Here is a 26593-nt window from a genome sequence, read left to right on the forward strand (position 1 = left end):
TAATGTTGTATTGAGTTTATTTTTTGCACCATTCTTCATAAAACTCATGTGAATAATGATGGCAGTCATCTTTGCACTCTAGCCCATTAAATGCAGTGTAAACAACTAGTTCGTCTTTTATAGTTACATAGAATTTTTCTTTTATAGAAAGACAGTCAAATACATTAGCTGTAAATGTATTACTAGTTGAAGTATACGTAGATGTAGGTATTACACATTTAGGAAGTATTTCAAGTTGGAAATCTGCTTTAACATCAATAGGGTCTGTAACTTGAGGAAGACAAATATTATTATATAATGTTATATCTCCAAATGAATCAACTTCACCAGTTAAAGGAGCTGCAGGATATGTTGCTACAAATGGTATACATCCTATTTTACCTTGTAAAACATATTGGAAATTAACTACTCCAACTTGTATAGGTCCTTGAGCTAGGTTAACATTTCTACCTTCTTCACAACATATAAAATTAGGAGTCAATTGACCTGTATAACTAGAATATAAATTTAATGTTGTAGAACAACTTAATGGAGTTGCTGTAAGTGTAGTAGCGTTTGAATCTATTATTATTGGTAATAAATTTTCAGCTAGTTCAGGATCAGTATTTGTAAATCCTAGGCAATCGTATTTAACTGAAATTTTTTCTATACATACTTTATCACCATTTGTATAAGGGCATGGTCCTTGAGAAACAACACTAAATGTTAAACCAGAAGCAACTCTTTCTTGCTTTTTATTTATACATTTAAAGTCATATATTCTTTCGCCTAGTATAGGTATACAAGTTGCTCTACGTATATCAGGGCACTTAAATTCTAAAGGATCACAACACTTCATACATTCATTTGGTTGTGGTTTTGGTGGTTTTGTACAACAACAATCGTTTTCTGGACCGTGTGGGTGATTACATTCTGTACATACTTCATGATTAGTTTTATTTTCACTCATGTTATATATTCTCTCCTATGCATAATATATTTAAAGAGAAGTTTTCTCTTTAATTAAATATATGAGATATGAATATACTATGTTACTTTATTTTAAAGAAAATTTGTCTAAAATATGAATAAAATAAAAGATTTATAATAGATATAAATAAATGGGAGAATAAAACTATCTATTAAAAAGGGGATGAAACTATGCTTTTTAATGATACTGATATACTAATAAAAAAATCAAATCAAGATTTAAACATACTTAATTTAGGTAGTGGTATAACATATCATGTTATAAAAAATGGTTCAAATGAATTATGTAGTCAAGATGTCATTAAAGGAGAATTTTCATTTATAGATACTTATGCTGATATAGATAAAAATGATAATATATATGGAATTTTAAGTGATAGAAACGGTAAGCTATTAGAACTGAAAATAGGAGAAGATATACAATTTAGCACGGTACTTAAATATGATTATAAAAATTTTTATATTAAGTTTCCTTATATAAAAATTATTTCAAATAAAAACATATAATTTATTATTCTATAAATAAAAAAATCCATTAATGTGTACTTTAATACATATATACATAGATGGAGATAAAACTATAAAATCTAAGGTAGATTATATACCTTATAATATAATGAGTAATTTTGAAGTTGTATGGAAAGATGATAGCCCTATTTTATTTTATTTTAAATCTATAGATGGGTGTGAAGAACTATTTACTACAACATTTGACAGTGAAAAAGTTTTATGGTCAAATCCTTTAAAGTTAACAGATTCTAAAGAACTTAAAATATATTTATCTGTATTAAAGGATAGAAATAATAATTGTCATATAGTTTTTTCAGAAAATAGTGGAGGCAAATATTTTTGTAAATACATAAAATTAAATTTAAATGAAAATAGTTTTAATAAAATAAGAGTAGAAACTATAAAGACAAGAACTATGTGCTTATTTCCTCATTTAATTAATTATAAAAATGATTTATACATACAATGGGGAGAATATAACTATGTTTATACATGTAAATCAAATGACTTAGGAGAGGTTTGGGATATAGAAAATATTTATGAAAAGAAATCAGATAAATCTCTAAGAAGATATATATTTAAATCAAACTATGAAAAAGATAAATTATGTAAGTGCAATACTATTTTTACAAATTTAGACAACATAAAAAGTAATAATTTTGAAATAGATTACATTATATAAGATATTAAAATTAGATAAAATATAAAAAAATGTAAAAAAAAGTAATTATTTGTATAAAACTAAATTTTCCAAAAACATACAGAAATCTTTACTATTATGCAAAAACATAATATAGTATAAATTAAGAATGAAAACGTTAGTTACTGAAGTAACTAAAACATTATAGGGGGACAAAATATGTTTTTACAAAGAAATTTTAGATTACATCATAATCCACATGTAAATGGATGTTGTGGGACTTGTGGGTCTGATGAACACGAACATGCTCATGAACATACTCACAATCACTTACACGATCATGAACATGTAAATGGATTAGGGCATGATCATAACCATGAAGATGGATTTACAGGGGTTCATTCACATGATCATAATCATACACATGAGCATGGGCATGACCATAATGGGGAACATGAGCATAGACACGAGTAAAAATTAGATATTATGAAATAGAAGCCATGAAGGTTTTACTTAAGAAAAAGGTCTGTTTTTGTACCTTTATTTAAGTGACTTCATGGCTTTAATATTTTTTAGGGATAATTTACTAAACATATGAAAAATGGGGGAAATTAAAATGATAAAAAGTAAAAGTTTAAAAAAGTTTATAGCATTAATGGCTATAGCAGGGTTAACACTTAGCGTTGTAGGCTGTTCATCAAACAACAATAAAGAATCTAAATCATCAGATACAAAAGTCGAATCAAGTAATTTTAAAACAGTAGAGTATGTTTATTCAGATGGAGCTAAAGATTATAATGTAAAAGTTGATGCACCAAAACAAAAAGCAGTTACATTGTCTCAATTCATGACAGAAATGTTATTAGCACTTGATTTAGGGGATAGAATGGTTGGAACGGCTCTTTTAGATAACCCAATACTTCCACAATTTGAAGCTGCGTATAAAAAAATACCTGAGCTTAAAGTGGGAGAAGGTCACTCTATATCAAAAGAATCTTTTGTAGCTACTGGGGCAGATTTTGTTAGTGGATGGGATTCTTCTATTAATGAGCAAACGACAGGATCTCCTCAAGAACTTATAGATAAAGGGGTAGCTCCTTTTATGGCATCAGCATATAAGCCAGATGCAACAATAAACAATGTATATGATGACTTTAACTTACTTGGAAAAATATTTGGAGTAGAAGATAAAGCTACTGAAGTTGTAAATAAAATGAAAAGTGATATAAAAGTTGTAGAGGATAAAGTTGGAAATGTCAAGGAAGAAGATAGAGTTAAAATGATGGTTTATGACTCTGGAGAAAAAGATGCAATGGTAGTTGGATCAGGACTTGCGAATAACTTAATAGAAATAGCTGGAGGAAATAATGTATTTGGAAAGGATGCTAAAAAGCCTTATATAAATGTTTCTTGGGAAAGTATAGTACAAAAAAATCCAGAAGTAATACTAGTAACAGATTTCTTAGCTGGACAACCTGTTCAAGAAAAAATTGATTATTTAAAATCAAATCCAGCACTTAAAGATGTACCTGCTATAAAAAATAATAAAATATATGTAGTTAAGTTAGCTGACTTATCTCCAGGTGTTAGAAATCCAATGGTAATAGAAGAAATGCACGGATACTTCTATGGAGATAAAAAATAATGCAAGTTTCGGTTGAAAATAAAAGAAGCCTTTCTAAAAAGAAAGGTTTCTTATTTTGGGTTATAGCTTTAACTATAATATTAGCAGGTACAATAGTTGGGGCAATAGCAGTTGGAAGTACTTATATAGAACCTGGTGAGGTATACAAAGTATTACTTAATAGAGTGACAAATGGAACATTATTTAGCGGTGTAGGCGAAGTTATGACTCAAAATATAATATGGGAAATAAGATTTCCTAGAGTGATTTTAGGCGCAATATGTGGAGCAGGGCTTGCAATATGTGGGGTTTTAATGCAGTGTGTAACAAAAAATCCAATAGCAGAGCCTTATATACTTGGAATATCTTCAGGAGCTTCTTGTGGAGCAGTTTTTGTTATAGTTTTAGGTGGAGTATCAAGTGTAGGAATAAATAGTATAACTAGTGGGGCGTTTGTAGGGTCATTATTATCTGGAGTACTAGTTTTTGCAATAGGAACTCAAATGGGTAAAACTACGTCAACTACGAGGCTTGTACTTACAGGTATGGCTATTTCTACTATATTTTCAGCATTAACAAACTTACTTATATATTCAGCTAAAAACTCAAATCAGGCTAAAAATGCATTGTTTTGGACTGTAGGTAGTTTAGGTGGAGCTAAATGGGATGTATTGTTAATTCCATTTTTAGTATTAATAGTTGTTATGATTGTAGCATTTACAATGTCAAAATCTTTAGATATCCTTCTTTTAGGAGATGATAGTGCGATAATACTTGGAATAAATGTAAAATTAATAAAATCAATAATACTAATATTGGCAACACTTTTAACATCTACTCTGGTTGCAATAACTGGGGCTATAGGATTTATAGGATTAGTAGTTCCTCATATATGTAGAACTATAGCTGGAAGTGATCATAAAAAACTTATAGTTTTATCTGCACTTATAGGATCTATATTTTTAATTGCATCGGACGTTTTAGCTAGAGGACTTTTCCCTCCAGTAGAAATACCAATAGGTATAATAACATCCTTAATAGGTGGACCATTCTTCTTATATCTGATTTCTAAGAAAAATTATACATTTGGAGGAAGAGACTAATGTTTAAATTACAAGTTAAAAATTTGGAATTTAGTATAGATAAAAAAGAAATTTTAAAAGATATATCATTTGAAATACCTAAAGGATCGTTTGTTGGAATTATTGGACCAAATGGATCAGGAAAATCTACTATATTAAAAAACATATATAGACTGTACAAGCCAGATAGAGGGCAGATACTACTTGATAATAAAAATTTACTTAATATGAAAGATAAAGACTGTGCAAAAGAAGTAGCAGTTTTAGCTCAAGAAAGTAACTCTCAATTCGATTTCACTGTAGAGCAAATTGTAAAAATGGGAAGGTACCCATACAAATCTGTATTTGAAGATTATTCAAAGAAAGATTTAGATATGGTTACTGATATGTTAAAACGAGTAGGGCTTGAAGATTATGTTGGAAGAAGTTTTTCAAAGCTTTCTGGAGGAGAGAAACAAAGAACTTTAATTGCAAGAGCATTAGTTCAAGATACTGAATTTTTGATTTTAGATGAGCCTACAAATCATTTGGATATAGGCTATCAAATACAGTTAATGGATTTAGTAAAAAGCTTAAATATAACTACTTTATCGGCTATACATGATATGAATATGGCTTCTATGTATTGTGATTATCTAATTGTTATGAAAGATGGAAAAATAAAAAACTGTGGAAGCGTTAAAGAAGTTATAACTGAGGAAATGTTAAAGGAAATTTTTGGTGTAAATGCATATGTAGGTGTAAATCCTATGAATAATAAATTGCAGGTATCATTTATGCATAGTCACTCACACATAAACGGAATTGGACATGATCACATACATGAAGATGGATTTACAGGAGAGCATGAACACTTCCATAAGCATGCAGCATATCAAGGATAAAATAAACTCTAATTTAGAGTTTATTTTTTTATTTATATACACAATTTAATCAATGAGATGTACTATATATATTATGTTATATATATAACATGGAATTTCCGTGAAAATGGTTGCAAAAGATGATTAATAGTATATAGTATAACATATAAGAAATAAAAAATATCAATAATATATACTATATATTGGTGGAGGTAGTGTTAATGTGTACTTTAATAGCTTATGGGAGTAATAATGGAATAACTAAAAACTTAGCAATGTCTTTATCAGAAAAATTAGACTCAGAAGTAGATGTAAGAAATACAAAATATAATTCATCTTTTTACTTAGATAAATATGAGAATGTGTTAATAGGAATAAACCTAGAAGATGGAGAAATTTCAACTGAAATTCAAAGATTTATAGAAAATAACATAGAAGAGTTTAAATTTAAGAAATTAGGATTTTTCACAGTAAATAAAGATGAAAAACAAATAAATTATATCGATAATAATCTACCAAAAGAATTTACAGGACTTATAAATTTTGAAGAACATTTTAAAAAAGAAGATGAAGAAAAAATTTATAATTTTGTAGATGTTTTAAATAATAATTTAGCATTAGCTTATAATTAATAAAATAGCCCATTGTAATATTAACAAATATATATTTAACAAATCACTAGTTATATGGAAACATATAGTCTATATTTATTTTAAGGGTAATATATATTATAATAAAATTGAGTTAAATTATATTTTTAAGGAGAAAATAAATGGGAAGATTATTAGAACTAAATATGGAGTCCGATGCATTAGAGCTTGCAAGAAATTTTTGTAGGGATAATGATTTAATGCTTTTAAGCAATAACATAGAAGACGATAGCTTACTTGTAATGGATAGAAGCTGTAATACAAAAAGGATATATATAAAGAATGATGAGTGGTCATTAACAAAATAAAAAATAGGAGTGTATACTCCTATTTTTTATTTTGTTATTAAATCTATAAATTCACTTGCTATAGATGAAATTGGAGAATCAATAAGTTTAATCCAACCAAGTGTAATTTCTGGTAAGACATCAATATTGACATAACGACCTTTGTGAGAGCTATCAAAATACAATTTTGTATAACTATTTTCTAATTTTAGTATTATAGTTGCAGCATTTACAGATTCCATTGTATAAATTAAGGCTCCATAGTCAGATACAAGTATATTATTTTTAAAAGATAATTTATTTTTATAAAAATCATTTGAATACAAAGCATTATAGTCATCATGATTACATGTAACTAATGGGTATTCAAATAGATCTTCAATTACTAAATTTTCTTTATTAAATAGAGGGTGGCTATCTAATATATAACCATGTAATTTACCAGAAGTTAGAGGATTAAATTCAATATTTTTAGATTTAAAAAGTTTATTCCATAAATCCATGTGTTCATTTGATATAGATATTATCCCAATATCTGATTGTTTTCTTACAACATCATCTAAAACTTCAAAGTAGTGAGAATGCTTAATTTTAAAATTAGTAATATTGCTATTATAATTTGAATGAAGAGCTAAAAAATTATCCATTATGTAAGAAAATGATTGAGTAGATAAAGAAAAATTAATAGGAGTTAATGAATTAGAATTTGATCCTATTGAATTGATATTTTCTACGTCTCTACAAATTGACTCAGCGTATTCTAAAAATTGAGCACCCTTATTTGTAACAGAAACACCTCTAGGAAGTCTTTGAAAAATTTTAAATCCAATATCATCCTCTAAATTCTTTATAGATGAGCTTAAATTAGGCTGAGTTAGAAGTAAATTTTTAGCTGCTTTAGATATAGATCCACATCTTGCAATTTCAAGAGCGTATACAATTTGTTCAAGTTTCATATTAATCCTCCAATCGTAAGTATAAATATTATTTATATATAGGTATAAATATTTTAGATTTTTTCAAAATAATAATTAGTAGTAATATTAAATTATACATTAAGTGAAGAATACATCAAATTTATTTTAAAATATTTATTGATATTGGAGGTAATTAAAATGTTAAGATATAAAGAAAATATAAGTGAATACATAATTAAATGTAGAAGAGATTTACACCAAATACCAGAGATTGGGTTGAATTTACCAAAAACATTAGAGTACGTAAAAAAGAATTGAAAAATATGGGTATAGATTATAAAGAGTTTAAAACATGTACAGGACTTTCAGGATTGATAGGTAAAAAAACAAATAAAAAGGTTATAGCATTAAGAGCTGATATGGATGCTTTACCTATAACGGAGGAAACAAAAGTAGATTTTAAGTCAACAAATGGAAATATGCATGCATGCGGACATGATGCACATACTGCAATGCTTTTAGGTGCAGCAAAAATATTAAAAGAAAATGAAGATAAATTAAATGGGCAAGTTAAACTTATTTTTCAACCAGGAGAGGAATATGGAGGAGGAGCAAAAGTAATGATGGATGAAGGCGTTTTAGAAAATCCAAAAGTAGATGCTATTATAGCCCAGCATGTTATGAGCATACCATATTTTAAACCTGGACAGATTGTAACAAAAAAAGGAGGAATGATGGCATCATCAGACCGATTTAAAATAAAGGTTGTTGGAAAAGGTGCACATGCATCAACTCCAGAATTTTCAAAAGATCCGATATTTATGACAAATCAAATTATAAATATGATACAAGGAATACTGACAAGAGAAAATGATGTTCAAAACCCTATTGTAATAAGTATATCCAATATAAAAAGCGAACAACCATCAACTCCAGCATATAATATAATACCTAATTATGTTGAGATTTTAGGCACAGTAAGATGCTTAGAAAATGATTCTAGAGATTTTGTAAATAAAAGATTAGAAGAAATTGTATCTGGGGTAACAAAGACTATGGGTGGAAACTATGAGTATGAATATGAATATGGATATCCAGCACTTAATAATAATAATGATATGGTTGATTACTTATCAGGTATTTGCAAAAATATATGGGGTGAAAACTCAATTATGCTTTTACCTAAAGGAGCTATGGGTAGCGAGGATGCATCTTATTACTTTGAAAAAATACCTGGAGTATACTATGGATTAAACACAATAATAGAGGGTGAGGAGATTTATCCTCTTCATAATCCAAAAGTAAAACTTAATGAAGACGTATTTGAAAAGGGATGTAGGCTTTTAGTAGAAGGAGCAATAAATTTTTTAAATAATTAGTAACATAATTAGCTTAATTTGAATATAAATTAATATTGACAGCAAGATATTTAATTGATAGAATTAAAATTAATTTTAACATGTTAAATGGAGTTATCAGGCACGTATTATTATGTGCTGGGTTTCTTAGGAAGCAGTGGATATATAAATCCATGGGATAGTTTAAAAACTTTTCCATGGATTTTTTTGCGCTTTAGGAATTAACAGACCGAAAAATTGTATATTAAACAGGTATAGGAATTTATAAGTTTGGTTTTAAGCGCAAAAAGTTTTTGAGCAACGGACAAAGTCGTTTTAGTAACGGGACACGAGTTTGCCGAGTGGACGTTGACGATATGAAATTTGAGTGACATGAAGTGGTTCGCAGACGTAGTCGCTCAAGCAAAGCTAATTTTTATTTTTAAAATTAAGGAGGCTAATTATGATATCTGATAATTATAAAAAAGTAAAACAAGTTTTATGGATAATATTATTTGCAAACATAGGTGTTGCAATATTAAAAATAGCAATTGGTAGTATTATAAAAAGTGCAAGTATGACTGCTGATGGATTTCACTCAATATCTGATGGAACATCAAACATTGTAGGCTTAATAGGAATATCTATTGCATCTAAGCCCAAAGATAAAGAACACCCGTATGGACATAAGAAATTTGAAGTTATATCAGGTCTTTTTATAGGTGCAATGCTTTTATTTATAGGTGGGAAAATTATATTTGAAGGTATTTTGAAATTTCAAAATCCAGTTGAACCAACAATAACAATTGGAAGTTTATTTGTGTTAATATTAACTCTTATAATAAATATATTTGTATGTACTTATGAATATAGAATAGGTAAAGAACTAAATAGTTATATACTAATATCAGACTCACTTCATACTAAAAGCGATATATTTGTTTCTATAGGGGTTTTATTAACTTTAGTTGGGGTTAGATTAGGATTACCAGCTATAATTGATCCTATTGCATCTTTAGTTGTTGCAGGGTTTATACTTCATGCTTCATATGAAATTTTTAAATCTACTATAGATGTTTTAGTTGATAAAGCAATAGTTGATGAAGAGGCTATAAAAGAGATACTAAAAAGCTTTAATGAAATAAAAGATGTTCATAACATTAGAAGTAGAGGTAGTGAAAATGATGTGCATATTGATATGCATATAATGGTTGAACCTAATATAACTGTTGAAAAATCTCATAAATTAAATCATGATATTGAAGAATCTATAAGAAAGAATATAAATAAAAGTGCTCAAGTCATAATTCATATAGAACCATTTTATAATAAGAAAACCACTGATATATAAAACTTGACTATGGGTGGTACTTTAAGATATAATCCATAAATCATATACTGTTTATATAAGTAATGACGTAAAAGATAATAATTAGGAGTGAGATAGATGAAAATAGCAGTTATAATGGGTGGTATATCTTCGGAAAGAGAAGTATCACTAAGATCAGGCGAAGAGGTTTTTAACAATATAGATAGAGATAAACATGAAGCAGTAAAGATTGTATTAAATGATAAAAAAGATATATTCACTAAGGTAACAGATGATATAGATTTTGCATTTTTAGCTCTTCATGGTAAATTTGGAGAAGATGGATGTGTCCAATCTATTTTAGAAGCTATGGATATTCCATACTCAGGATGTAATCCATTAACTAGTGCTTTATGCATGGATAAAAATATGACTAAAAAAATATTAAGAGATTCTAATTTACCAACAGCACCTTGGACAGTAGTTAGAAAAATAGAAGATATAAATTATGAAGAAATAGAAAAAATAGGATATCCAGTATTTATAAAGCCAAATAGTGGAGGGTCAAGTGTAGCAACATTTTTAATAAAGTCTAAAGAAGAAGTATTAAATGCAGTACAAAAAGGATTAGAAGTTGATGATTGTGTAATGATAGAAAAATATATAAAAGGTGGAGAGTACACATCATTTATATTAAATGGAGAAGTATTCCCTACTATATCAATAAAATCAAATTCAGAGTTTTTCGATTTTGAGTCAAAATATAGTTCAAACGGGGCTACAGAAGAAGTAGTTTATTTAGAAAAAGAATTACAAGAAAAAGTAAATGAAATATCTAAAGGATGTTGGGAAGCTTTTAACTGTAAAGCTTATGTTAGAGTAGATGTAATAATAAGCGATGGTGTGCCATATGTATTAGAATTAAATACATTACCAGGAATGACCCAAACTAGTTTAATTCCAAGAAGCGCGAAGGCTAATGGAATAGGATTTAGTGAGTTGATAAATAAAATAATACAGTACTCTTTAAATTAAAAATATAAAAAATAAGCTAATTCAAAATAAAGATTAATCTATAAGTTGAGTTAGCTTATTTTAGTTGAGTTATTTAATTAATTTGCTTTAGCTTTTTGACTTTCAAAGAATTTATCGGATTCTTCTTTTACTTCTTTTCGAAGTTTTATTACGCCTATCATATTTGTAGCTATAACGCAGGCTAGGGCAGAATCTAATAACACTACTACATTACCTAACTTACATAATGCGCCTATAATTATAAAACATAAATAAATCAGTCTAACTAACTTAGATGTTTTTAAACCAAATAAATATTCAGCTTGCTTTTCGCCATAAAAAATTATGACTATTAAAGTTGATAAAACAAACATAAGCATACAAATAGTTAAAAAACCTCCACCAAATTTAGTACCTAATACACTTTGAATTGCCATAGAAGGCATAGCAGCAGCTTTGTCAGCTCCAAGGTCAGACCATATTCCTGTAGTTAAAACTAACAATGCTGTTATTGTACATATAAACAGTGTATCAACGATAACTTCAAACACGCCCCAAAGAGCTTGTCTTGCAGGAAAATCAGTAACAGCAGCAGAATGAGCTATTGTTGATGTACCCATACCTGCTTCTGTTGAATAAGCTCCTCTAGCTGCTCCAGCTCTTATTGTTGCTGATACTATAGAACCTGTAAATCCACCAGCAGCGGCAGTAGGATTAAATGCTCCTTTAAATATTAAGTTAAATGCATATGGTATGTTTTGAAGTTAATTAACACGACTGTAAGTGATATTAAAAAAAATGCAACAGCCATAAATGGGACTAGTTTTTCTGTAACTTTTGAGATTCGTTTTATTCCTCCATAAACAACCAATCCGACTATGAACACAAGAACTGAACATGATATGATAGGAGGGATATTTATAGTTTCAGCAGTTTGAATAATTGAAGCTGACTGAGTTGCTATAGATGGTGCTATTTCAACCATTAAGAAAAATGCGAATAAAGATCCTAGTAAGGGCATTTTTGCTCCATTTTTAAGATAATACATAGGACCTCCTACGTATTCACCATCTTCATTTTTAACTCTATATTTTATACCTAATATAATTTCTGAGTATTTAAGAGCACATCCAAATATGGCAATAATCCACATCCAAAATATAGCTCCAGGACCTCCTGTAGCTATAGCTAGAGGAACACCTACTATATTTGCAGCACCTATTGTAGAAGCTAAAGCAGATGTAGCTGCCTGAAATGGAGTTATTGTTCCATCCCCCTCTCCTTTTTTGAATATTTTTCCAAAAGTTTCTTTTAGTATGAATGGTAATTTTGTTATTTGAAAAAATTTAACGTAATTGACATGGTTATACCACCACCGACTAGGATAATTAAAATCGGATAAAGCCATAACCAATCAATAAATTGCTTGAATATATCAAACATAAAATAATACCCCCTTGAATTTGTATATTAATTTTTTTAGCATAAAAATATTTGTGTAGTTAAATTGTAGCAGTTGTTTTTGAATATATGCAAAGAAAATTTTTATGCTGAATATAAATTAACTTATAAAAATTAAATTCTTAGAATACAAAAAAATTTAATATTTCTTTATTTTGGAGGATTTAAATTTCCTTTTTGTTTGAAATATTACAGTAAGTAAGCATATAATTTATATATATAGAAATATAGAAATACATAAAAACTAAAATAAATAAAAAGCTTAAAAATAAAGTATAAATATGAAGAAATTATAGTTAAAATATATTTTTAAAAAATTAAAAAATATATAAATTACATATTGCCTATTACGTAACGTAACCCTATAAAATATAATTAGGCAATGAAGTTGGGGGGGATATAATGAATGATGAAAGATTATATACTACAGGTGAATTTGCTAAGATGGCAGGAGTGACAATAAGGACTATAAGGTATTATGATAATAAGGGAATTTTAAAAGCATCTCATCATAATGAACTTGGTTACAGATTATATTCAAATAACGATTTTATAAAGTTAAAAAAATTTTAGCTTTAAAATATCTAGGATTGTCTTTAGATGAAGTAATGGGGATTGAATTACAAAGCTTTGGAAAAGATGATATAGCTAATTCTTTTAATTTACAAAAAATATTATCAGAAATAAAATAAACCATATGAAAACAGTTCTAAATATTATGGAAGCAGCAGAATCTAGTATTAAAAATGATGAGTGTATAAACTGGGAAAAGACGATAAATATAATTAAGATGCTAGAAAATGAAAACCAGCTGCTTCAACAATACATAGATTCATCTAACCTAAATGCAAACGTTAAACTTCAAGATAAGTTTGGGTCTAATCAAAAAGGTTGGTACAATTGGGTTTTTAATAAATTAAAATTTAAAAAAAATTATAAGGTATTAGAAATTGGTTGCGGTAATGGAGCTTTATGGTTTAAAAATATTAATTCTCTAAAAAAGAGTGTAAATATAACTTTAACAGATATATGTCAAGATATGATTGATGATGCAAATTATAATCTTAGAGACTATGACCATAAATTCAATTTCAAAAGAATAGACCCAAGTGATATGCCCTTTAAAGATGAAAGTTTTGATGTAGTAATTGCCAATCATGTTTTATTCTACATGAAAGACTTAGATAAAGTTTTATTTGAGATTAAAAGAGTTTTAAAAACAGAAGGACAATTTTACTGCTCTACTATTGATGATAAACATATGAAAGAATTAGAAGAAATTATGATAGGCTTTAGTAGCAACATGAAAATTTCAGAGAAAAAGCTTTGTGAAAACTTTGGTCTAAATAATGGAGAATGTATACTAAAAGACTATTTTAGTGATATCCAAACTTATTCATATAAAGATAAGCTTATAGTGAATGATACAAAAGCTATATTAGAATATGTATATACAATTCCAGGTAATATTTTGGAAATAGTAGATACAAAGAAAAAGAATTTGAAATTATATTGATGAACATATAAAAATAAGTAAGATTCATATAACAAATAGCCATGTATTATTTAAAAGTACAAAAACTGGACTGTAAACACCAATTTAAAATAAGATTTTAATAGACTTATATTTTATACCAAACACATACAATAATGTTAAAAAATAAACAAAATAATTTATTTATTAGTTAAGTTTAATGTATATAAATTAAAAGTTTATACAAATTAATATAGAATATAAGATTTTTAAAATAAATTTACAATTAAATTGTACTCAATTAAAAAAGTAAAAGAAATATTTACACTAAGTAGGGAGGAAATGAATATGGGAATTAGAGTAACAAGTGAAATTAAACCTTTGAAAAAAGTGTTACTTCATAGACCAGGTGCAGAAATTGAAAATTTAACACCTGAATACTTAGAGAGATTATTATTTGATGATATTCCTTTTTTAGAAGTTGCTCAACAAGAACATGATGCTTTTGCAGAAGTATTAAGACAAAATGGAGTAGAGGTTGTTTACTTACATGAATTAGCAGCAGAAGCTATAGAAGATGAAAAAGTTAAAGAACAATTTATAAACCAATTTATAAAAGAGGCAGGAATTAAAAGTCCAGAACTATATAAAAATGTTTATAAATTTTTTAAAAGGATTTAAAAATAATGAAGAATTAATAAGAAAAACAATGGCAGGTATAAACAAAAATGAATTACCTAAACTATCAAATAAAAGTTTAGCTGATTTAGCTGATGATGATTACCCATTTATAGCTGATCCAATGCCAAACTTATACTTTACAAGAGATCCATTTGCAAGTATAGGAAATGGGGTAAGTTTAAATAAAATGTATTCAGTAACTAGAAATAGAGAAACTTTATATGCTGATTATATATTCAAGTATCATAAAGATTTCAAAGGACAGATTGAAAGATTTTATGATAGAGATTTTGAGCATCATATAGAAGGGGGAGATATACTAAACTTAACTGAAAAAACTTTAGCGATAGGTATATCTCAAAGAACTGAAGCTGCAGCTATTGAACATATAGCTAAACAGATATTTTTCCATAGTGCAAACAATAAAATAGAAACTATATTAGGGGTTAATATACCAAATAATAGAGCTATGATGCATTTAGATACAGTTTTCACTCAAATAGATGTTGATAAATTCACTATACACCCAGGAATACAAGGACCTCTTCAAGTATTTGAAATAACTAAAGGAGATTCAGAAGGTGAATTAAATATTAAAGAAATGAATGAAGATTTAGAAGTTATATTAGCTAAACACCTTGGAGTAGAAAAAGTTACATTAATCCAATGTGGTGGTGGAGATAAAGTTATAGCTGATAGAGAGCAATGGAACGATGGTTCTAATACATTATGTATAAAACCAGGGGAAGTTGTTGTTTACTCAAGAAACTATGTAACTAATCAATTATTAGTTGAAAATGGAATAAAAATACATGTTATACCATCAAGTGAATTGTCAAGAGGTCGTGGAGGACCAAGATGTATGTCAATGCCTTTAATTAGAGAAGTATAAGTTTTACAATATGCTAAAGACTTCTTTAAAAGATTTAAAATTGAGACTTTTAAAGAAGATATAAAAAATATAATATAATTCAATATAAATTACTAGGAGGGTTTTACAATGGGAGTTAATTTAAGAGGTCGTTCATTTTTAAAATTATTAGATTTTTCAAGTGCAGAAATTAGATATTTATTAGATTTATCTAAAAACTTAAAAGATTTAAAAAGAGCTGGTGTAGTAAATAAGGCATTAGACGGTAAAAATGTTGCTATACTATTTGAAAAAGACTCAACTAGAACTAGATGTTCATTCGAAGTTGGAGCAATGGACTTAGGAATGGGTGTTACATACTTAGGACCTACAGGGTCTCAAATGGGTAAAAAAGAGTCTATAGCAGATACGGCTAGAGTTTTAGGTAGAATGTACGATGGTATAGAATATAGAGGATTTTCTCAAGAAATAGTTGAGGAATTAGCAGCTAATGCTGGAGTACCAGTATGGAATGGATTAACAAATGAGTTCCATCCAACTCAAATGATAGCTGACTTATTAACTATAGAAGAAAAATTAGGAAGATTAAAAGGTGTAAACTTTGTTTACATGGGAGATGCTAGAAATAACATGGGCAACTCTTTAATGGTTGCTTGTGCTAAGATGGGACTTAACTTTACAGCTTGTGCTCCAAAGGAATTATTCCCAGCAGATGAATTAGTAGCTGAATGTAAAGAAATAGCTAAAGAAAATGGATGCACTATAACATTAACTGAAGATGTTATGGCTGGAACTAAAAATGCTGATGTTATATACACAGATGTTTGGGTATCTATGGGAGAACCAGATGAAGTTTGGGAAGCAAGAATAAAAGAATTAAAACCATTCCAAGTTAATAAGCAAGTTATGAATAATGCTAATCCAGAAGCTATATTCATGCACTGTTTACCAGCATTCCATGATTTAAAAACTAGAGTAGGTGCTGAAATGCATGAAAAATTTGGTATAACTGAAATGGAAGTTACAGATGAAGTATTTGAATCTAAGCAATCTGTTGTGTTTGACGAAGCTGAAAACAGAATGCATACTATAAAAGCTATAATGGCTGCTACTATAGGACAATAATCTATAGTAAAAAACCCCCATTTTGTTATATGAAATATTATGGGGGTTATTTTTATAAAATATTTGAAAAGCGAGAGAGGATAATTATGAAAAGATTAGTGATAGCATTAGGTGGAAATGCATTAGGAAATAATCCTGAAGAACAATTAAACTTAGTTAAGCATACCGCTAAAACAATAGTTGACCTTTGTGAAGAGGGATACAATGTAATAGTTGGACATGGTAATGGGCCCCAAGTAGGGATGATAAATTTAGCTATGGATTTTGCATCTAATAATGGGGCTAATACACCAAGTATGCCGTTTGCAGAATGTGGTTCAATGAGTCAAGGATATATTGGATACCATTTACAACAATCAATAAAAAATGAATTAAACTCTAGAAAATTAAATAAAAATGTTGTATCAGTAGTTACTCAAGTTGTAGTTGATAAAAATGATGAGGCATTTAAAAATTTAACTAAACCAGTCGGAATGTTTTACACTAAAGAAGAAGCTGATAAAATAGCTAGTGAAAAAGGATTTACATTCGTTGAAGATGCAGGTAGAGGATATAGAAGAGTTGTGGCATCTCCTCAACCAAAGAAAATAGTGGAATTAGATACAGTTAAACAATTAGCTGATAATGGAAGTATAGTAATAACTGTTGGTGGTGGTGGAATACCAGTAATAGAAAAGGAAGACGGATCACTACAAGGTGTGGCTGCGGTTATAGATAAAGATAAATCAAGTGCTAAATTAGCTAAAGACCTTGATGCTGAGATGCTAGTTATATTAACTGCGGTAGATAAAGTTTGCATAAACTTTAATAAACCAAATCAAAAAGAATTAGATAATATAAGCTTAAAGGAAGCAGCTGAATTTAAAGAACAAGGGCATTTTGCAAAAGGTTCTATGCTTCCTAAAATAGAAGCTTGTATGGATTTTGTGGAACAATCTACAAATGGAAAAGCTTTAATAACATCTTTAGAAAAAGCTAAAGATGCTTTACATGGAAAAACAGGAACAATAATACAAAAATAAATAAAATTTGAGTAAAATATATATCATATAAAAGGGGGAGTATTGTTTTTGAAAAATGATATTCCTTTTTTAGAAACAATATGATAATTTTTTAATATATCACTAAAAATTTAATAAAGGGATTTGATAAAATGTCAAAAAATAAAACCAAAAAGTTTAAATTTCCATCTGCGTATACTGTATTATTGATTATAATGATAGCAATAGCTATTATAACTCAAGTTGTTCCAGGTGTAAAAAAAGCTAGTTTAGCTGATACAGTTATGGCGCCTGTTGCAGGTATGGTGGGTGTTCAAGATGTAGATTTGGCAAGTAAAGTTTCAGATGCAATGAATACAAGTGGAGTTAAAAGTGCACTAAAAACAATAAATAGTGCGGATGGGCCTTTAATAAGTGTAAGCAATGAAGGGTCAGTTAAGGGAGCGATAGATGTTGCTTTATTCGTACTTATAATAGGCGGATTTTTAGGGGTTGTTACGAAAACTGGAGCATTAGATGCTGGGGTTGGAGCATTAGTTAATAAACTAAAAGGAAAAGAACTTATGTTAATCCCTGTTTTAATGATAATCTTTTCATTAGGAGGAACATCTTATGGTATGGCAGAAGAGTCACTAGCATTTTATGCACTTATAACTGCTACTATGATAGCAGCAGGGTTTGATTCAATAGTTGGGGCTTCGATATTATTGCTTGGTTGTGGTTGCGGGGTTTTAGGTTCAACTGTAAATCCATTTGCAATAGGAGCAGCAGTTTCAGCAGCTGGAGCAGCTGGAGTAACTATAAACCAAGGAACTACTATAATATTAGGTGTAATATTATGGATTGTAACTACTATAATTTCTATAATATATGTAATGCGTTATGCAAAAAAAGTTTATGCTGATAAAAATGCAACTATATTATCTAAACATGAATTAGATTCAGCAAGTGAAGCATTTAGTAAAAATCAAGAAGAAATATTAGAGTTAAATGGAAAAGAAAAGTAGTATTAGTATTATTTATACTATCATTTGTAGTTATGATTTTGGGAGTTATTCCATGGAGTGAATTTGGAATAACAGTATTTGACAATACTACAGCATGGTTAAATGGAAGTCCTCTAGGGGGATGGTGGTTCCCTGAATTAACAGCTTGGTTCTTTTTAATGGCTGTTATTATAGGATTTGTATATAAAATGTCAGAAGAAGATATTGTAGGATCATTTATAGCTGGTTGTGCTGATATGGTTGGAGTTGCACTTGTTATAGGTATATCAAGAGGTATATCTTTTATGATGGCAAATGCAGGCTTAGACTTATATATACTAGATAAAGCGTCTGGAGTATTAAGTGGAGTATCTTCTATATTATTTGCCAATATGGCTTATGTAATTTATATAGGATTATCATTTTTAATACCATCTACTTCAGGACTTGCATCAGTATCTATGCCTATATTTGCACCATTAGCACAAAAACTAGGTATATCACCAGAAGTAGTAGTTACAGCTTTTGCAGCAGGTAGTGGTATAGTAAACTTAGTAACTCCAACATCAGGAGTTGTTATGGGGGGACTTACTATATCTAAGATAGATTATGCTACTTGGGTTAAATTTGTAAGTAAATTATTAGTTATTATATTTGTAGCTACAGTTATTATATTAGCTGTGGTACCATTATTCTTAGGATTATAAAATAAGTGTAGGTGAATTTATGAGTTTAGTTAGTTTTTTAAGTTGTATTTACTTTATATTTACAGTAGTACTTCTTTTTAAGAGAAATACTATGGGGAAGATATATATAACGTTTGGATTATTGACATATATATTTGTAACTTTATACTCGTATATACCTAAAATACCATCAAATTTACAGCAACTGAGTATATTTATTGCATTTTCACTTATGATAATTATATTTGGAATTATGTTTGGGGTTTCATGAAAATGTTAAAAAAGAGTAATAGAGCATCTACAATTGCGTCTATAGTATCTTCTTTTTTATTAATATTAGTCTTATTTAATATAGAAGGCTATTTAACATATATGTATATACCTGTACTTTTATATATGTTACAAAATAAAGTAAATAATAAGCTAAATACTTGTAATACTTAACTAAAAAGTATAGAGATAAATAAATTTATCTCTATACTTTTTTACGTTTAAGTAAATTGATAGTATAATATTTAGTTGATATTTAAATATAATAAAAAGCTTTTTAAGTAAAAGAAGGAGTCATTTAAGTAACGGCACACCAATTTGTCGACACAGTCATTCAAACAAAGTAAATTTTTGTTTTTAAAATTAAAGTTGAAATAGTATAATTATAAATAGAATTTTTAAGATTAAGAGGTGATTATTTGTTATTTTCAAATTTAAAATTAAATAATAAAGATCCAATTTATATACAAATAAAAAATCATATAGAAATAATGATAAGCAAAGGATTAATACCAGACAATAGTAAACTACCTTCAACAAGGGAGTTAAGCCAGTTTTTAAATGTAAGTAGGAATTCTATAATTTCTGCATATGAAGAACTAAAAGCAGATGGAGTAATTTACTCGGTTTATGGAAAAGGAACTTTCGTAAATCATAAAAATGAGTCAGTAAATAAATCTTGGAATGTAGATTTCAATTGTCTTGAAAATGAACAGATAAAAATAGCCAATGACATGGATATTGTAAAAAGTGAGATTCCATGGAGGGACGACTTAATATCTTTTAAAAGTATAGCTCCAAATGGAGAGTTATTTGATATAGATGAGTTTAAAAAGGCTTTTTTAAACAGAATATCATTAGAAGGTCATAAAATTTTAAACTATGGGTACGCAAAAGGGTACAAGCCTCTTATAGATTATTTATTGAGCTATATGAATAGTAAAGGGGTAGATACAAGTAATAAAGATATACTAATAACTAATGGGTTTACAGAGGGATTGGAGATTATTTTATCATCATTCACAGAAAAAGATGATTATATAATATGTGAAAATCCAACTCACAATACAGCAAAAAAGATATTTAAATTTTTAGGGTTAAATATTGTAGGCATAGATATAGATAATGATGGTTTAAATTTTAATATGTTAGAAGAAAAGCTAGACTTTTTAGAAAAAAAAGGTATAAAACCTAAATTTGCGTACATAACGCCATCATATCATAATCCAACAGGAATGGTTATGGATCCTGAAAATAGATACAGATTCTATAAATTAATGAAAAAGTACAATATACCAATAATAGAAGATGGATTCAATGAAGAGTTGCTGTATTCTAGTTCTCATATATTTCCGATTGCATCTCTAGATAATTTAAATAATGGGGTTGTATATATAGGTAGTTTTTCAAAAATACTTTTCCCAGGGCTTAGAATAGGGTGGATACTATGTGATAAATCTGTAATTTCAAGGATTGAAAGTGTAAAAAGATGCAAAAGTATTCATGTTTCATTTTTAGACCAAGCAGTCCTATACGATTATTTGAGTAGTGGAGCATTTGAAAATATGTAAAAAAAATAAAAAAATTTTATGGAGAAAAGTTTAACTATGCATATGAATGCGTAAAGAAATATATACCAAATGAATATATACTAGGGGAAGGCGGACTTCACATTTTTATAAAGTTAAAAAATATAAACTCAAGGAAATTATTAGAAAAATGTTATGATAAAGGGGTTATATTTATGCCAGGAGATATATTTTATGTAAATGAAAAAGGGGAAGACACTTTGAGGTTAGGATTTTCTAGACTTTCATTTGAAGAAATTGAAAAAGGAATAAAAATTATAGGGGATTCAATAAATTCATTTCACAACTAAAAAACACATTTCACAACCAAATGCGACTTAAATTTACTTTTATTTTATATAATATAGTAATAAATATTAAAAATTTATAGATGAAAAATTAAAGGGGGGTTACATAAGTGGCAAAAATGAACTATAACTTAGCTGAAAATAAAAGTGATTTAGGGGTTGCATTAGGGGAGTCAGTTTTAAACGCTGTATTTTATAAAGACTTAAAGGGGACATATATTTATTGTAATAGAGAGTTTTGCAATTGTTTAGGATTGACATCTAATCAAATCATAGGAAAAACAGATAAAGATATATACAAACATAATAAACAATCTAAAATTTTTGAAGAAAAAGATGAAGAAGTGATTACATATAAATCAAAGAGAATATACCAAACAGAAATAGAAACTCAAAATCAAAAAAGAAAACATATAGAAATAACAAAACTCCAATGTTAGATAGGAAAATCAAGTTTGTGGGATTGTTGGAATGGTTAGAGATATAACTAATACAGCACATATACATGAAGAAATAGAAAAGTTAAAATCTGATTTTTTTTCAAATCTATACCATGAGTTAGGAACACCAATAAATGCAATTATGAGTTCACTACAATTATTGAGTTTCAATATTGATTCAATGCGAAAGGTTGATGTAGATGAAATTAAATACATAAGTGACATTATAAAAAAAAATAGTCTTAGATTGTTAAAACTTACCAATAATCTCGTTTATGTAACTAAGTTAGATTCAAATGAGATAAAATGTAATTTTAAAATTGGAGATATTGTTTATTTTATAGAAAATATTTGTATAAAAACTGCTGTATTTTGTGAAGAAAAGGGTATAATTTTAATCTTTGATACAAATGAAGAAGAATATATTGGAAAATTTGATGAAAATATTATTGAAAAAATTTTATTGAATTTATTGTCTAATGCAATAAAGTATAACAAGAAAAATGGAAGAATAGAAGTTGTATTAACTTGTGAAAAAGATTATATTACTATAAAAGTTAAAGATGATGGAGTAGGTATACCAAATAGATATACAAAATGTATTTTTGAAAAATTAAGCTATGTTGATGATAGACTAGTAAAATTAAATGAAGGAAGTGGATTAGGTTTATATATAACTAACTCATTAGTGAATATATATGGGGGGAGTATAGATGTAAATACTTCTTTAGATGAAGGTAGTGAGTTTATTGTAAAACTTCCATTTAAAAATGTTAATTCAAAAGATAAATTATCTACTCCATGTGTAATAAGTGGGTTTGATCCTATGAGTATAGAATTTTCGGATATATACTAATAGAGTTGAAAAATATGATTAAAATAACAATTCATATAAGACTTTGATAATAAAGATGGAAATTTATGTTTCTATCTTTATTATCGTTTACGCTATATATTATAAATGTTATTATAAAAAGTAATTATATTACAAATAAAAAATGGAAGGTGTTATAAGGTTGAAAATAGCTATTTGTGACGATGAAAAAATATACAGAGACACAGTAAAAAGTTATATAGCTAAATTTTCAAAATCAATAGATACAAGTATTACTATTTTTGAGTATGATTCAGGACTGAGACTTTTAGATGATATTAATGATGAAGATTTCGATTTAATTATATTAGATATAGTTATGGACGATATAGATGGAATTGAGACGGCTAAAAAGATAAGACTCTTAGATAAAGAAGTATACATTGTTTTTCTTACTAATTATGCAGAATATGCAATTAAGGGGTATGGATTAAATGTATACGAATATTTGCTTAAAGAATCGTTAAGTGAAGAAAAATTAAAAGAAATTATTTTAGAAGTAAAAAAAAATCAAAAAACTAGGACTATAGTTTTAAAAATGCAAAAAGAAATTGTTAAATTTAATGTAAATAGTATATATTTTTTGAGGTAAACAATAGAACTATAACCATACACTATGATTTTAATGGAGAATATAAAACTAAATCATTTTATGGTAAGTTAGAACATATAGAAAAACAGTTAGAGGGAAAATTTTTTATAGGAGTCATAGAAGTTATATCGTTAATATAAAAAAGATACGAAAGATATCCTCAAGAGAAATATTTTTGATATTCCACAAAAAGCTATGGTTAGTAGACTGAAAACTTTAGAGCTAAAAGAAAAATATATAAATTACAATATAAAGGATTAACGTATAACAATAGGAGGATAATTTGTTTGTTTACATAGTTGGATTAATCGGATTTATAATTTTCATATATTATAGTTACTTTAGATCTATAAAAGTTACATATAAAGATACTGTATCTATGTTTGTAATAATACTACTCCCATTACTCACAACATTAATGGAGATATATAATACAACTTTATACATAACAATATTTACAGTAATTTCACTTTTAATTATATACATATATATAAAAAAGCTAGAAGTTAAAACCAGGATAATTTTAATAGGTTTTACAATTTTAAAGTATGCATTGTATTCAAACTTAATAGCTTTTATAATATATAAATGTACGTTTGATTTTATTTTAAAGTATAATTATTCTTTGGAAATTTTATCAAATGGATATTTCATAATAGATACTTTAATATCAATTATTTCTATTGGTACATTTATAGTAATGTATTATAAATTTATGAATACAAGAATTAAAAATAAATATATTTATTTGAATAAACAATATAAATATTGTGTTTATGTCACAATAAATTATTGCATAGACAATATTATAATAGCACATTTTTTAAAATGGATATTTATAAGTGAAAATAGCATGGAGATTGTTAAATATATAATGTTTTATACATTGGTTAGTGAGTTAATAATTCAAAATATATTGATAAAGGCAGAGCTTTCTTACACAAAATATAATCTTGAAGTTAGTAACAATCAATTAGAAAATCAAATTAAACACTATAGTGAATATGAAAAATACATGAAAAAAGTTAGGTATATTGCTCATGATATTAAGAAACATAAATTTGCTTTAAATCAGTTAGTAGCATCTAAAAAGCATGAAGAAGCAAAGAATTTTATCTATGAGATAGACAAAGAAATTGAAGCAATTGATTGCTATTTTGTTAGTGAGCATATTTTAATGGATGCACTTATCAAAAATAAAATAAAAGTATGCGAAAAATATGGAATAAAACTAAAATATGATATATTTATACCTAAAGATATACATATAAAAAATATGCATATATCAATAATATTTAATAATTTAATAGATAATGCCATAGAGGCATGTATGAACTTAGAGGATAATAAAAGAGAAAAATATATTCACTTATATTGCGATGTTATAGATAGTAAATTAATATGTGTTATAAAAAACTCTAAAAATAAAAAACCACTTGAATTAGATAAAAGTTTTAAAATAGAAACTTTTAAAAAAGATAAAACTAATCATGGAATTGGTATTGAAAATTTAAAGCTTACAATAGAAAAATATGAGGGGGTTATAGATTTTAATATAGAAGAATACTGTTTTACTGTAAAGTTTATTATCCCAATATAAAAATGCTATTTCAAAAACAAAATAGCATTTTTACATTGATTCTAACAAACTGAATTTCTTGAATTTTTAGCTTTGTATAGCTGTGTATCAACTAAATTCAAAGCATCACTAAAGGTTACATTTTCTTTATTAAGATAAGAAACTCCAAAGCTACAAGTGATATTAATTTTATATTAAAACTCTCTAGTTTCAATAAAGGTTTTAAAATTATTTATTATAGTATAAGTTTCATTTTCAGATTTATTTTCTATAACAGCTATAAATTCGTCTCCTCCATATCTACATGTCCAACCGCCAAAATTTTTTATATAAGAATCAAGTAAGTTTGCTACTTCTTTAATAACAAAATCACCAAATAAGTGTCCGTAAGTATCATTTATATCTTTAAATTTATCAATATCTAACATTATCAAACTAACTGAAAAATCAGGTAAGGATAAGTATATTTATACTATTTTTCATGGAATTCAAAAAACTCACTTCCTCTCTTTAAACTACTATTAACAAATAGTATAAGTTTTTATTAATTTATTTGCAAATTTAAACATTAATAATATAGTTAAAAATACAAAATATGAGATATAATAAAATATGAACTAAATCAAAAGAGAGGGAACGCAATGTTAAGAAAAGATGAATTCCTGGAGAAATACCAAATAACAGATAAAGAGTTAATAAAAGATAGTATAGATTGGGATGAAATTGAGTATATTTATGAAGACTTTATGATGTATAGAAAAAGTTATGAAACTCAAGCTGAGTTAATAGCAACTATATTAAGAAGTCATCCAAAGGTTCACTCAGTAAAAACTAGAGTTAAAGACCCAGAGCATTTAATTGAAAAAATAATAAGGAAGATAGATAATAGACGATTAAAATATGGAAATGATTTTAATTTTACTGTAGATAACTATAAAAATGAAATAACTGATTTACTAGGAATAAGAGTAATACATATATTTAAAGAGGATTGGGAAGAAATACACAGTTTTATTACTAGGATGTGGAAAGTATTAGAAATTGTTTCTAATGTAAGAGAAGGTGATAATACAAAAAAATTCGAAGAACTAGGAATTGAAGTATGTTCAAGGTTATCTGGATATAGATCTGTACATTACATAATAGAGTCATATCCTACGACACAAAAAATAATTGCAGAAATACAGGTAAGAACTATTTTTGAAGAGGGATATGGAGAAATAGATCACCAACTTAGATATTCACATAAGCAGATTCCAGATGTTCTAGCACAAAATTTGATGTTATTGAATAGAATAGCAGGTAGTTCAGATGAAATGGCATCACTAATTAATGTACTAAATAAAAGCATAGAAGACGTAAAAATAGAATATGAAGATAAGTTAAAGGAAAAAGACAAAGAAATAGAGAACTTAAAAAAATAATAGGAAAAAATAACAAATAGTAACAAATATAAATAATTATAGAAAATATAG

The 26593-nt window shown here is 27.3% G+C and carries 32 protein-coding genes and 1 pseudogene; 29 read left to right on the forward strand and 4 right to left on the reverse strand.

The features are described 5' to 3' along the window. Positions 1-16: 16 nt before the first annotated feature. On the reverse strand, positions 17-949 hold the full coding sequence (locus tag LEQ07_RS14090) for a hypothetical protein (protein ID WP_263331164.1): 933 nt from the start codon (positions 947-949) through the stop codon (positions 17-19). 191 nt (positions 950-1140) lie between these two features. Here LEQ07_RS14090 and LEQ07_RS14095 point away from each other — a divergent pair, with 191 nt between their 5' ends. The 8 genes from LEQ07_RS14095 (at position 1141) to LEQ07_RS14130 (ending at position 6646) form a co-directional block, all read left to right on the forward strand. Further along, positions 1141-1476 (forward strand): hypothetical protein, encoded by a 336-nt coding sequence (locus tag LEQ07_RS14095; protein WP_263331165.1) that lies wholly within the window; start codon positions 1141-1143, stop codon positions 1474-1476. 31 nt (positions 1477-1507) lie between these two features. Continuing rightward, positions 1508-2161, forward strand: a complete 654-nt coding sequence (locus LEQ07_RS14100) for a hypothetical protein (RefSeq protein ID WP_263331166.1) — start codon at positions 1508-1510, stop codon at positions 2159-2161. 177 nt (positions 2162-2338) lie between these two features. Next, positions 2339-2593: a hypothetical protein gene (locus LEQ07_RS14105; RefSeq protein WP_046822220.1), complete on the forward strand. Its 255-nt coding sequence runs from the start codon at positions 2339-2341 to the stop codon at positions 2591-2593. 142 nt (positions 2594-2735) lie between these two features. Continuing rightward, a complete protein-coding gene (locus LEQ07_RS14110; protein ID WP_263331167.1) occupies positions 2736-3764 on the forward strand; it encodes an ABC transporter substrate-binding protein in 1029 nt (342 codons plus the stop codon). Further along, the gene (locus tag LEQ07_RS14115; RefSeq protein WP_046822222.1) at positions 3764-4846 is read left to right on the forward strand and encodes a FecCD family ABC transporter permease; all 1083 of its coding nucleotides are present in this window, start codon (positions 3764-3766) and stop codon (positions 4844-4846) included. The genes LEQ07_RS14110 and LEQ07_RS14115 overlap by 1 nt, the downstream gene beginning before the upstream one ends. Then, positions 4846-5709, forward strand: coding sequence for an ABC transporter ATP-binding protein (locus LEQ07_RS14120; protein WP_263331168.1), 864 nt, complete (start codon positions 4846-4848; stop codon positions 5707-5709). Before LEQ07_RS14115 ends, LEQ07_RS14120 begins: the two co-directional genes overlap by 1 nt. A 200-nt stretch (positions 5710-5909) precedes the next feature. Then, positions 5910-6320, forward strand: coding sequence for a flavodoxin domain-containing protein (locus LEQ07_RS14125; RefSeq protein WP_021430513.1), 411 nt, complete (start codon positions 5910-5912; stop codon positions 6318-6320). Between the two features lie 140 nt (positions 6321-6460). Continuing rightward, positions 6461-6646, forward strand: a complete 186-nt coding sequence (locus LEQ07_RS14130) for a hypothetical protein (RefSeq protein WP_021430512.1) — start codon at positions 6461-6463, stop codon at positions 6644-6646. Between the two features lie 26 nt (positions 6647-6672). Here the strand turns inward: LEQ07_RS14130 and LEQ07_RS14135 are convergent, their stop codons facing one another. Beyond that, positions 6673-7581 carry a LysR family transcriptional regulator gene (locus LEQ07_RS14135; protein WP_263331169.1) on the reverse strand — a complete coding sequence of 303 codons (909 nt, stop codon included), beginning with the start codon at positions 7579-7581 and terminating at the stop codon, positions 6673-6675. Between the two features lie 284 nt (positions 7582-7865). Between LEQ07_RS14135 and LEQ07_RS14140 the strand changes: the two genes are divergently transcribed. The 3 genes from LEQ07_RS14140 (at position 7866) to LEQ07_RS14150 (ending at position 11223) form a co-directional block, all read left to right on the forward strand. Next, on the forward strand, positions 7866-8921 hold the full coding sequence (locus LEQ07_RS14140) for a M20 metallopeptidase family protein (protein ID WP_263331170.1): 1056 nt from the start codon (positions 7866-7868) through the stop codon (positions 8919-8921). A 421-nt stretch (positions 8922-9342) separates the two neighbouring features. Continuing rightward, on the forward strand, positions 9343-10230 hold the full coding sequence (locus LEQ07_RS14145) for a cation diffusion facilitator family transporter (protein ID WP_263331171.1): 888 nt from the start codon (positions 9343-9345) through the stop codon (positions 10228-10230). Between the two features lie 96 nt (positions 10231-10326). Beyond that, positions 10327-11223, forward strand: coding sequence for a D-alanine--D-alanine ligase (locus LEQ07_RS14150; RefSeq protein ID WP_046823724.1), 897 nt, complete (start codon positions 10327-10329; stop codon positions 11221-11223). A 77-nt stretch (positions 11224-11300) separates the two neighbouring features. Here LEQ07_RS14150 and LEQ07_RS23110 read toward each other — a convergent pair. Beyond that, a pseudogene (locus tag LEQ07_RS23110) lies at positions 11301-12610 on the reverse strand (alanine/glycine:cation symporter family protein). A 455-nt stretch (positions 12611-13065) separates the two neighbouring features. On the opposite strand from LEQ07_RS23110, the gene LEQ07_RS14160 reads away from it, so the two are divergent. The 17 genes from LEQ07_RS14160 (at position 13066) to LEQ07_RS14225 (ending at position 25139) form a co-directional block, all read left to right on the forward strand. After that, positions 13066-13236 carry a MerR family DNA-binding transcriptional regulator gene (locus LEQ07_RS14160; RefSeq protein WP_263331172.1) on the forward strand — a complete coding sequence of 57 codons (171 nt, stop codon included), beginning with the start codon at positions 13066-13068 and terminating at the stop codon, positions 13234-13236. Between the two features lie 124 nt (positions 13237-13360). After that, positions 13361-14179, forward strand: coding sequence for a class I SAM-dependent methyltransferase (locus tag LEQ07_RS14165; RefSeq protein ID WP_263331173.1), 819 nt, complete (start codon positions 13361-13363; stop codon positions 14177-14179). A gap of 306 nt (positions 14180-14485) precedes the next feature. Next, a complete protein-coding gene (locus tag LEQ07_RS21720; protein ID WP_332843201.1) occupies positions 14486-14818 on the forward strand; it encodes an arginine deiminase family protein in 333 nt (110 codons plus the stop codon). Next, positions 14790-15710: an arginine deiminase gene (locus LEQ07_RS14170; protein ID WP_332843202.1), complete on the forward strand. Its 921-nt coding sequence runs from the start codon at positions 14790-14792 to the stop codon at positions 15708-15710. The genes LEQ07_RS21720 and LEQ07_RS14170 overlap by 29 nt, the downstream gene beginning before the upstream one ends. 108 nt (positions 15711-15818) lie before the next feature. Then, on the forward strand, positions 15819-16814 hold the full coding sequence (argF, locus tag LEQ07_RS14175) for an ornithine carbamoyltransferase (protein ID WP_046823805.1): 996 nt from the start codon (positions 15819-15821) through the stop codon (positions 16812-16814). Between the two features lie 86 nt (positions 16815-16900). Further along, positions 16901-17836: a carbamate kinase gene (gene arcC, locus LEQ07_RS14180; RefSeq protein ID WP_332840888.1), complete on the forward strand. Its 936-nt coding sequence runs from the start codon at positions 16901-16903 to the stop codon at positions 17834-17836. A gap of 131 nt (positions 17837-17967) precedes the next feature. Then, positions 17968-18822, forward strand: coding sequence for a hypothetical protein (locus LEQ07_RS14185; protein ID WP_263331174.1), 855 nt, complete (start codon positions 17968-17970; stop codon positions 18820-18822). Between the two features lie 32 nt (positions 18823-18854). Next, positions 18855-19508, forward strand: a complete 654-nt coding sequence (locus LEQ07_RS14190; RefSeq protein WP_263331175.1) for a hypothetical protein — start codon at positions 18855-18857, stop codon at positions 19506-19508. Between the two features lie 19 nt (positions 19509-19527). Then, positions 19528-19758: a hypothetical protein gene (locus LEQ07_RS14195; protein ID WP_263331176.1), complete on the forward strand. Its 231-nt coding sequence runs from the start codon at positions 19528-19530 to the stop codon at positions 19756-19758. 2 nt (positions 19759-19760) lie between these two features. Continuing rightward, positions 19761-19931: a hypothetical protein gene (locus LEQ07_RS14200; protein WP_263331177.1), complete on the forward strand. Its 171-nt coding sequence runs from the start codon at positions 19761-19763 to the stop codon at positions 19929-19931. Between the two features lie 245 nt (positions 19932-20176). Then, a complete protein-coding gene (locus LEQ07_RS14205; protein ID WP_332843203.1) occupies positions 20177-21328 on the forward strand; it encodes an aminotransferase-like domain-containing protein in 1152 nt (383 codons plus the stop codon). 173 nt (positions 21329-21501) lie between these two features. Next, on the forward strand, positions 21502-21636 hold the full coding sequence (locus tag LEQ07_RS21725; protein ID WP_332843204.1) for a hypothetical protein: 135 nt from the start codon (positions 21502-21504) through the stop codon (positions 21634-21636). Between the two features lie 116 nt (positions 21637-21752). After that, positions 21753-22073 carry a PAS domain-containing protein gene (locus LEQ07_RS14210; protein WP_263331183.1) on the forward strand — a complete coding sequence of 107 codons (321 nt, stop codon included), beginning with the start codon at positions 21753-21755 and terminating at the stop codon, positions 22071-22073. A 31-nt stretch (positions 22074-22104) separates the two neighbouring features. Then, on the forward strand, positions 22105-22929 hold the full coding sequence (locus LEQ07_RS14215; RefSeq protein WP_263331178.1) for a sensor histidine kinase: 825 nt from the start codon (positions 22105-22107) through the stop codon (positions 22927-22929). A gap of 160 nt (positions 22930-23089) precedes the next feature. Next, entirely contained in the window at positions 23090-23539 is a 450-nt protein-coding gene (locus tag LEQ07_RS14220; RefSeq protein ID WP_263331179.1) for a LytR/AlgR family response regulator transcription factor, read from the forward strand. Positions 23540-23639: 100 nt separating this feature from the next. After that, positions 23640-23750: a LytTR family transcriptional regulator DNA-binding domain-containing protein gene (locus LEQ07_RS23115; protein ID WP_442952428.1), complete on the forward strand. Its 111-nt coding sequence runs from the start codon at positions 23640-23642 to the stop codon at positions 23748-23750. A 72-nt stretch (positions 23751-23822) separates the two neighbouring features. Continuing rightward, the gene (locus LEQ07_RS14225) at positions 23823-25139 is read left to right on the forward strand and encodes a sensor histidine kinase (protein WP_263331180.1); all 1317 of its coding nucleotides are present in this window, start codon (positions 23823-23825) and stop codon (positions 25137-25139) included. A 173-nt stretch (positions 25140-25312) separates the two neighbouring features. Here the strand turns inward: LEQ07_RS14225 and LEQ07_RS14230 are convergent, their stop codons facing one another. Beyond that, a complete protein-coding gene (locus tag LEQ07_RS14230; protein WP_152650820.1) occupies positions 25313-25552 on the reverse strand; it encodes a GGDEF domain-containing protein in 240 nt (79 codons plus the stop codon). Between the two features lie 207 nt (positions 25553-25759). On the opposite strand from LEQ07_RS14230, the gene LEQ07_RS14235 reads away from it, so the two are divergent. Continuing rightward, complete coding sequence (locus LEQ07_RS14235) at positions 25760-26542, forward strand: RelA/SpoT domain-containing protein (protein ID WP_263331181.1); 783 nt, start codon at positions 25760-25762, stop codon at positions 26540-26542. Positions 26543-26593: the final 51 nt, after the last annotated feature.

It is taken from the genome of Paraclostridium sp. AKS73 (genome assembly GCF_025671395.1).
Taxonomy (GTDB): Bacteria; Bacillota; Clostridia; order Peptostreptococcales; family Peptostreptococcaceae; genus Paraclostridium; species Paraclostridium benzoelyticum.

Excerpts from the sequence above, each read along its gene's own strand:
- LEQ07_RS14090 (WP_263331164.1), bottom strand. The coding sequence starts at position 949 with ATGAGTGAAAATAAAACTAATCATGAAGTATGTACAGAATGTAATCAC.
- LEQ07_RS14095 (WP_263331165.1), top strand. The coding sequence starts at position 1,141 with ATGCTTTTTAATGATACTGATATACTAATAAAAAAATCAAATCAAGAT.
- LEQ07_RS14100 (WP_263331166.1), top strand. The coding sequence starts at position 1,508 with ATGTGTACTTTAATACATATATACATAGATGGAGATAAAACTATAAAA.
- LEQ07_RS14105 (WP_046822220.1), top strand. The coding sequence starts at position 2,339 with ATGTTTTTACAAAGAAATTTTAGATTACATCATAATCCACATGTAAAT.
- LEQ07_RS14110 (WP_263331167.1), top strand. The coding sequence starts at position 2,736 with ATGATAAAAAGTAAAAGTTTAAAAAAGTTTATAGCATTAATGGCTATA.
- LEQ07_RS14115 (WP_046822222.1), top strand. The coding sequence starts at position 3,764 with ATGCAAGTTTCGGTTGAAAATAAAAGAAGCCTTTCTAAAAAGAAAGGT.
- LEQ07_RS14120 (WP_263331168.1), top strand. The coding sequence starts at position 4,846 with ATGTTTAAATTACAAGTTAAAAATTTGGAATTTAGTATAGATAAAAAA.
- LEQ07_RS14125 (WP_021430513.1), top strand. The coding sequence starts at position 5,910 with ATGTGTACTTTAATAGCTTATGGGAGTAATAATGGAATAACTAAAAAC.
- LEQ07_RS14130 (WP_021430512.1), top strand. The coding sequence starts at position 6,461 with ATGGGAAGATTATTAGAACTAAATATGGAGTCCGATGCATTAGAGCTT.
- LEQ07_RS14135 (WP_263331169.1), bottom strand. The coding sequence starts at position 7,581 with ATGAAACTTGAACAAATTGTATACGCTCTTGAAATTGCAAGATGTGGA.
- LEQ07_RS14140 (WP_263331170.1), top strand. The coding sequence starts at position 7,866 with ATGGGTATAGATTATAAAGAGTTTAAAACATGTACAGGACTTTCAGGA.
- LEQ07_RS14145 (WP_263331171.1), top strand. The coding sequence starts at position 9,343 with ATGATATCTGATAATTATAAAAAAGTAAAACAAGTTTTATGGATAATA.
- LEQ07_RS14150 (WP_046823724.1), top strand. The coding sequence starts at position 10,327 with ATGAAAATAGCAGTTATAATGGGTGGTATATCTTCGGAAAGAGAAGTA.
- LEQ07_RS14160 (WP_263331172.1), top strand. The coding sequence starts at position 13,066 with ATGAATGATGAAAGATTATATACTACAGGTGAATTTGCTAAGATGGCA.
- LEQ07_RS14165 (WP_263331173.1), top strand. The coding sequence starts at position 13,361 with ATGAAAACAGTTCTAAATATTATGGAAGCAGCAGAATCTAGTATTAAA.
- LEQ07_RS21720 (WP_332843201.1), top strand. The coding sequence starts at position 14,486 with ATGGGAATTAGAGTAACAAGTGAAATTAAACCTTTGAAAAAAGTGTTA.
- LEQ07_RS14170 (WP_332843202.1), top strand. The coding sequence starts at position 14,790 with ATGTTTATAAATTTTTTAAAAGGATTTAAAAATAATGAAGAATTAATA.
- argF (WP_046823805.1), top strand. The coding sequence starts at position 15,819 with ATGGGAGTTAATTTAAGAGGTCGTTCATTTTTAAAATTATTAGATTTT.
- arcC (WP_332840888.1), top strand. The coding sequence starts at position 16,901 with ATGAAAAGATTAGTGATAGCATTAGGTGGAAATGCATTAGGAAATAAT.
- LEQ07_RS14185 (WP_263331174.1), top strand. The coding sequence starts at position 17,968 with ATGTCAAAAAATAAAACCAAAAAGTTTAAATTTCCATCTGCGTATACT.
- LEQ07_RS14190 (WP_263331175.1), top strand. The coding sequence starts at position 18,855 with ATGATTTTGGGAGTTATTCCATGGAGTGAATTTGGAATAACAGTATTT.
- LEQ07_RS14195 (WP_263331176.1), top strand. The coding sequence starts at position 19,528 with ATGAGTTTAGTTAGTTTTTTAAGTTGTATTTACTTTATATTTACAGTA.
- LEQ07_RS14200 (WP_263331177.1), top strand. The coding sequence starts at position 19,761 with ATGTTAAAAAAGAGTAATAGAGCATCTACAATTGCGTCTATAGTATCT.
- LEQ07_RS21725 (WP_332843204.1), top strand. The coding sequence starts at position 21,502 with ATGCCAGGAGATATATTTTATGTAAATGAAAAAGGGGAAGACACTTTG.
- LEQ07_RS14210 (WP_263331183.1), top strand. The coding sequence starts at position 21,753 with ATGAACTATAACTTAGCTGAAAATAAAAGTGATTTAGGGGTTGCATTA.
- LEQ07_RS14215 (WP_263331178.1), top strand. The coding sequence starts at position 22,105 with ATGGTTAGAGATATAACTAATACAGCACATATACATGAAGAAATAGAA.
- LEQ07_RS14235 (WP_263331181.1), top strand. The coding sequence starts at position 25,760 with ATGTTAAGAAAAGATGAATTCCTGGAGAAATACCAAATAACAGATAAA.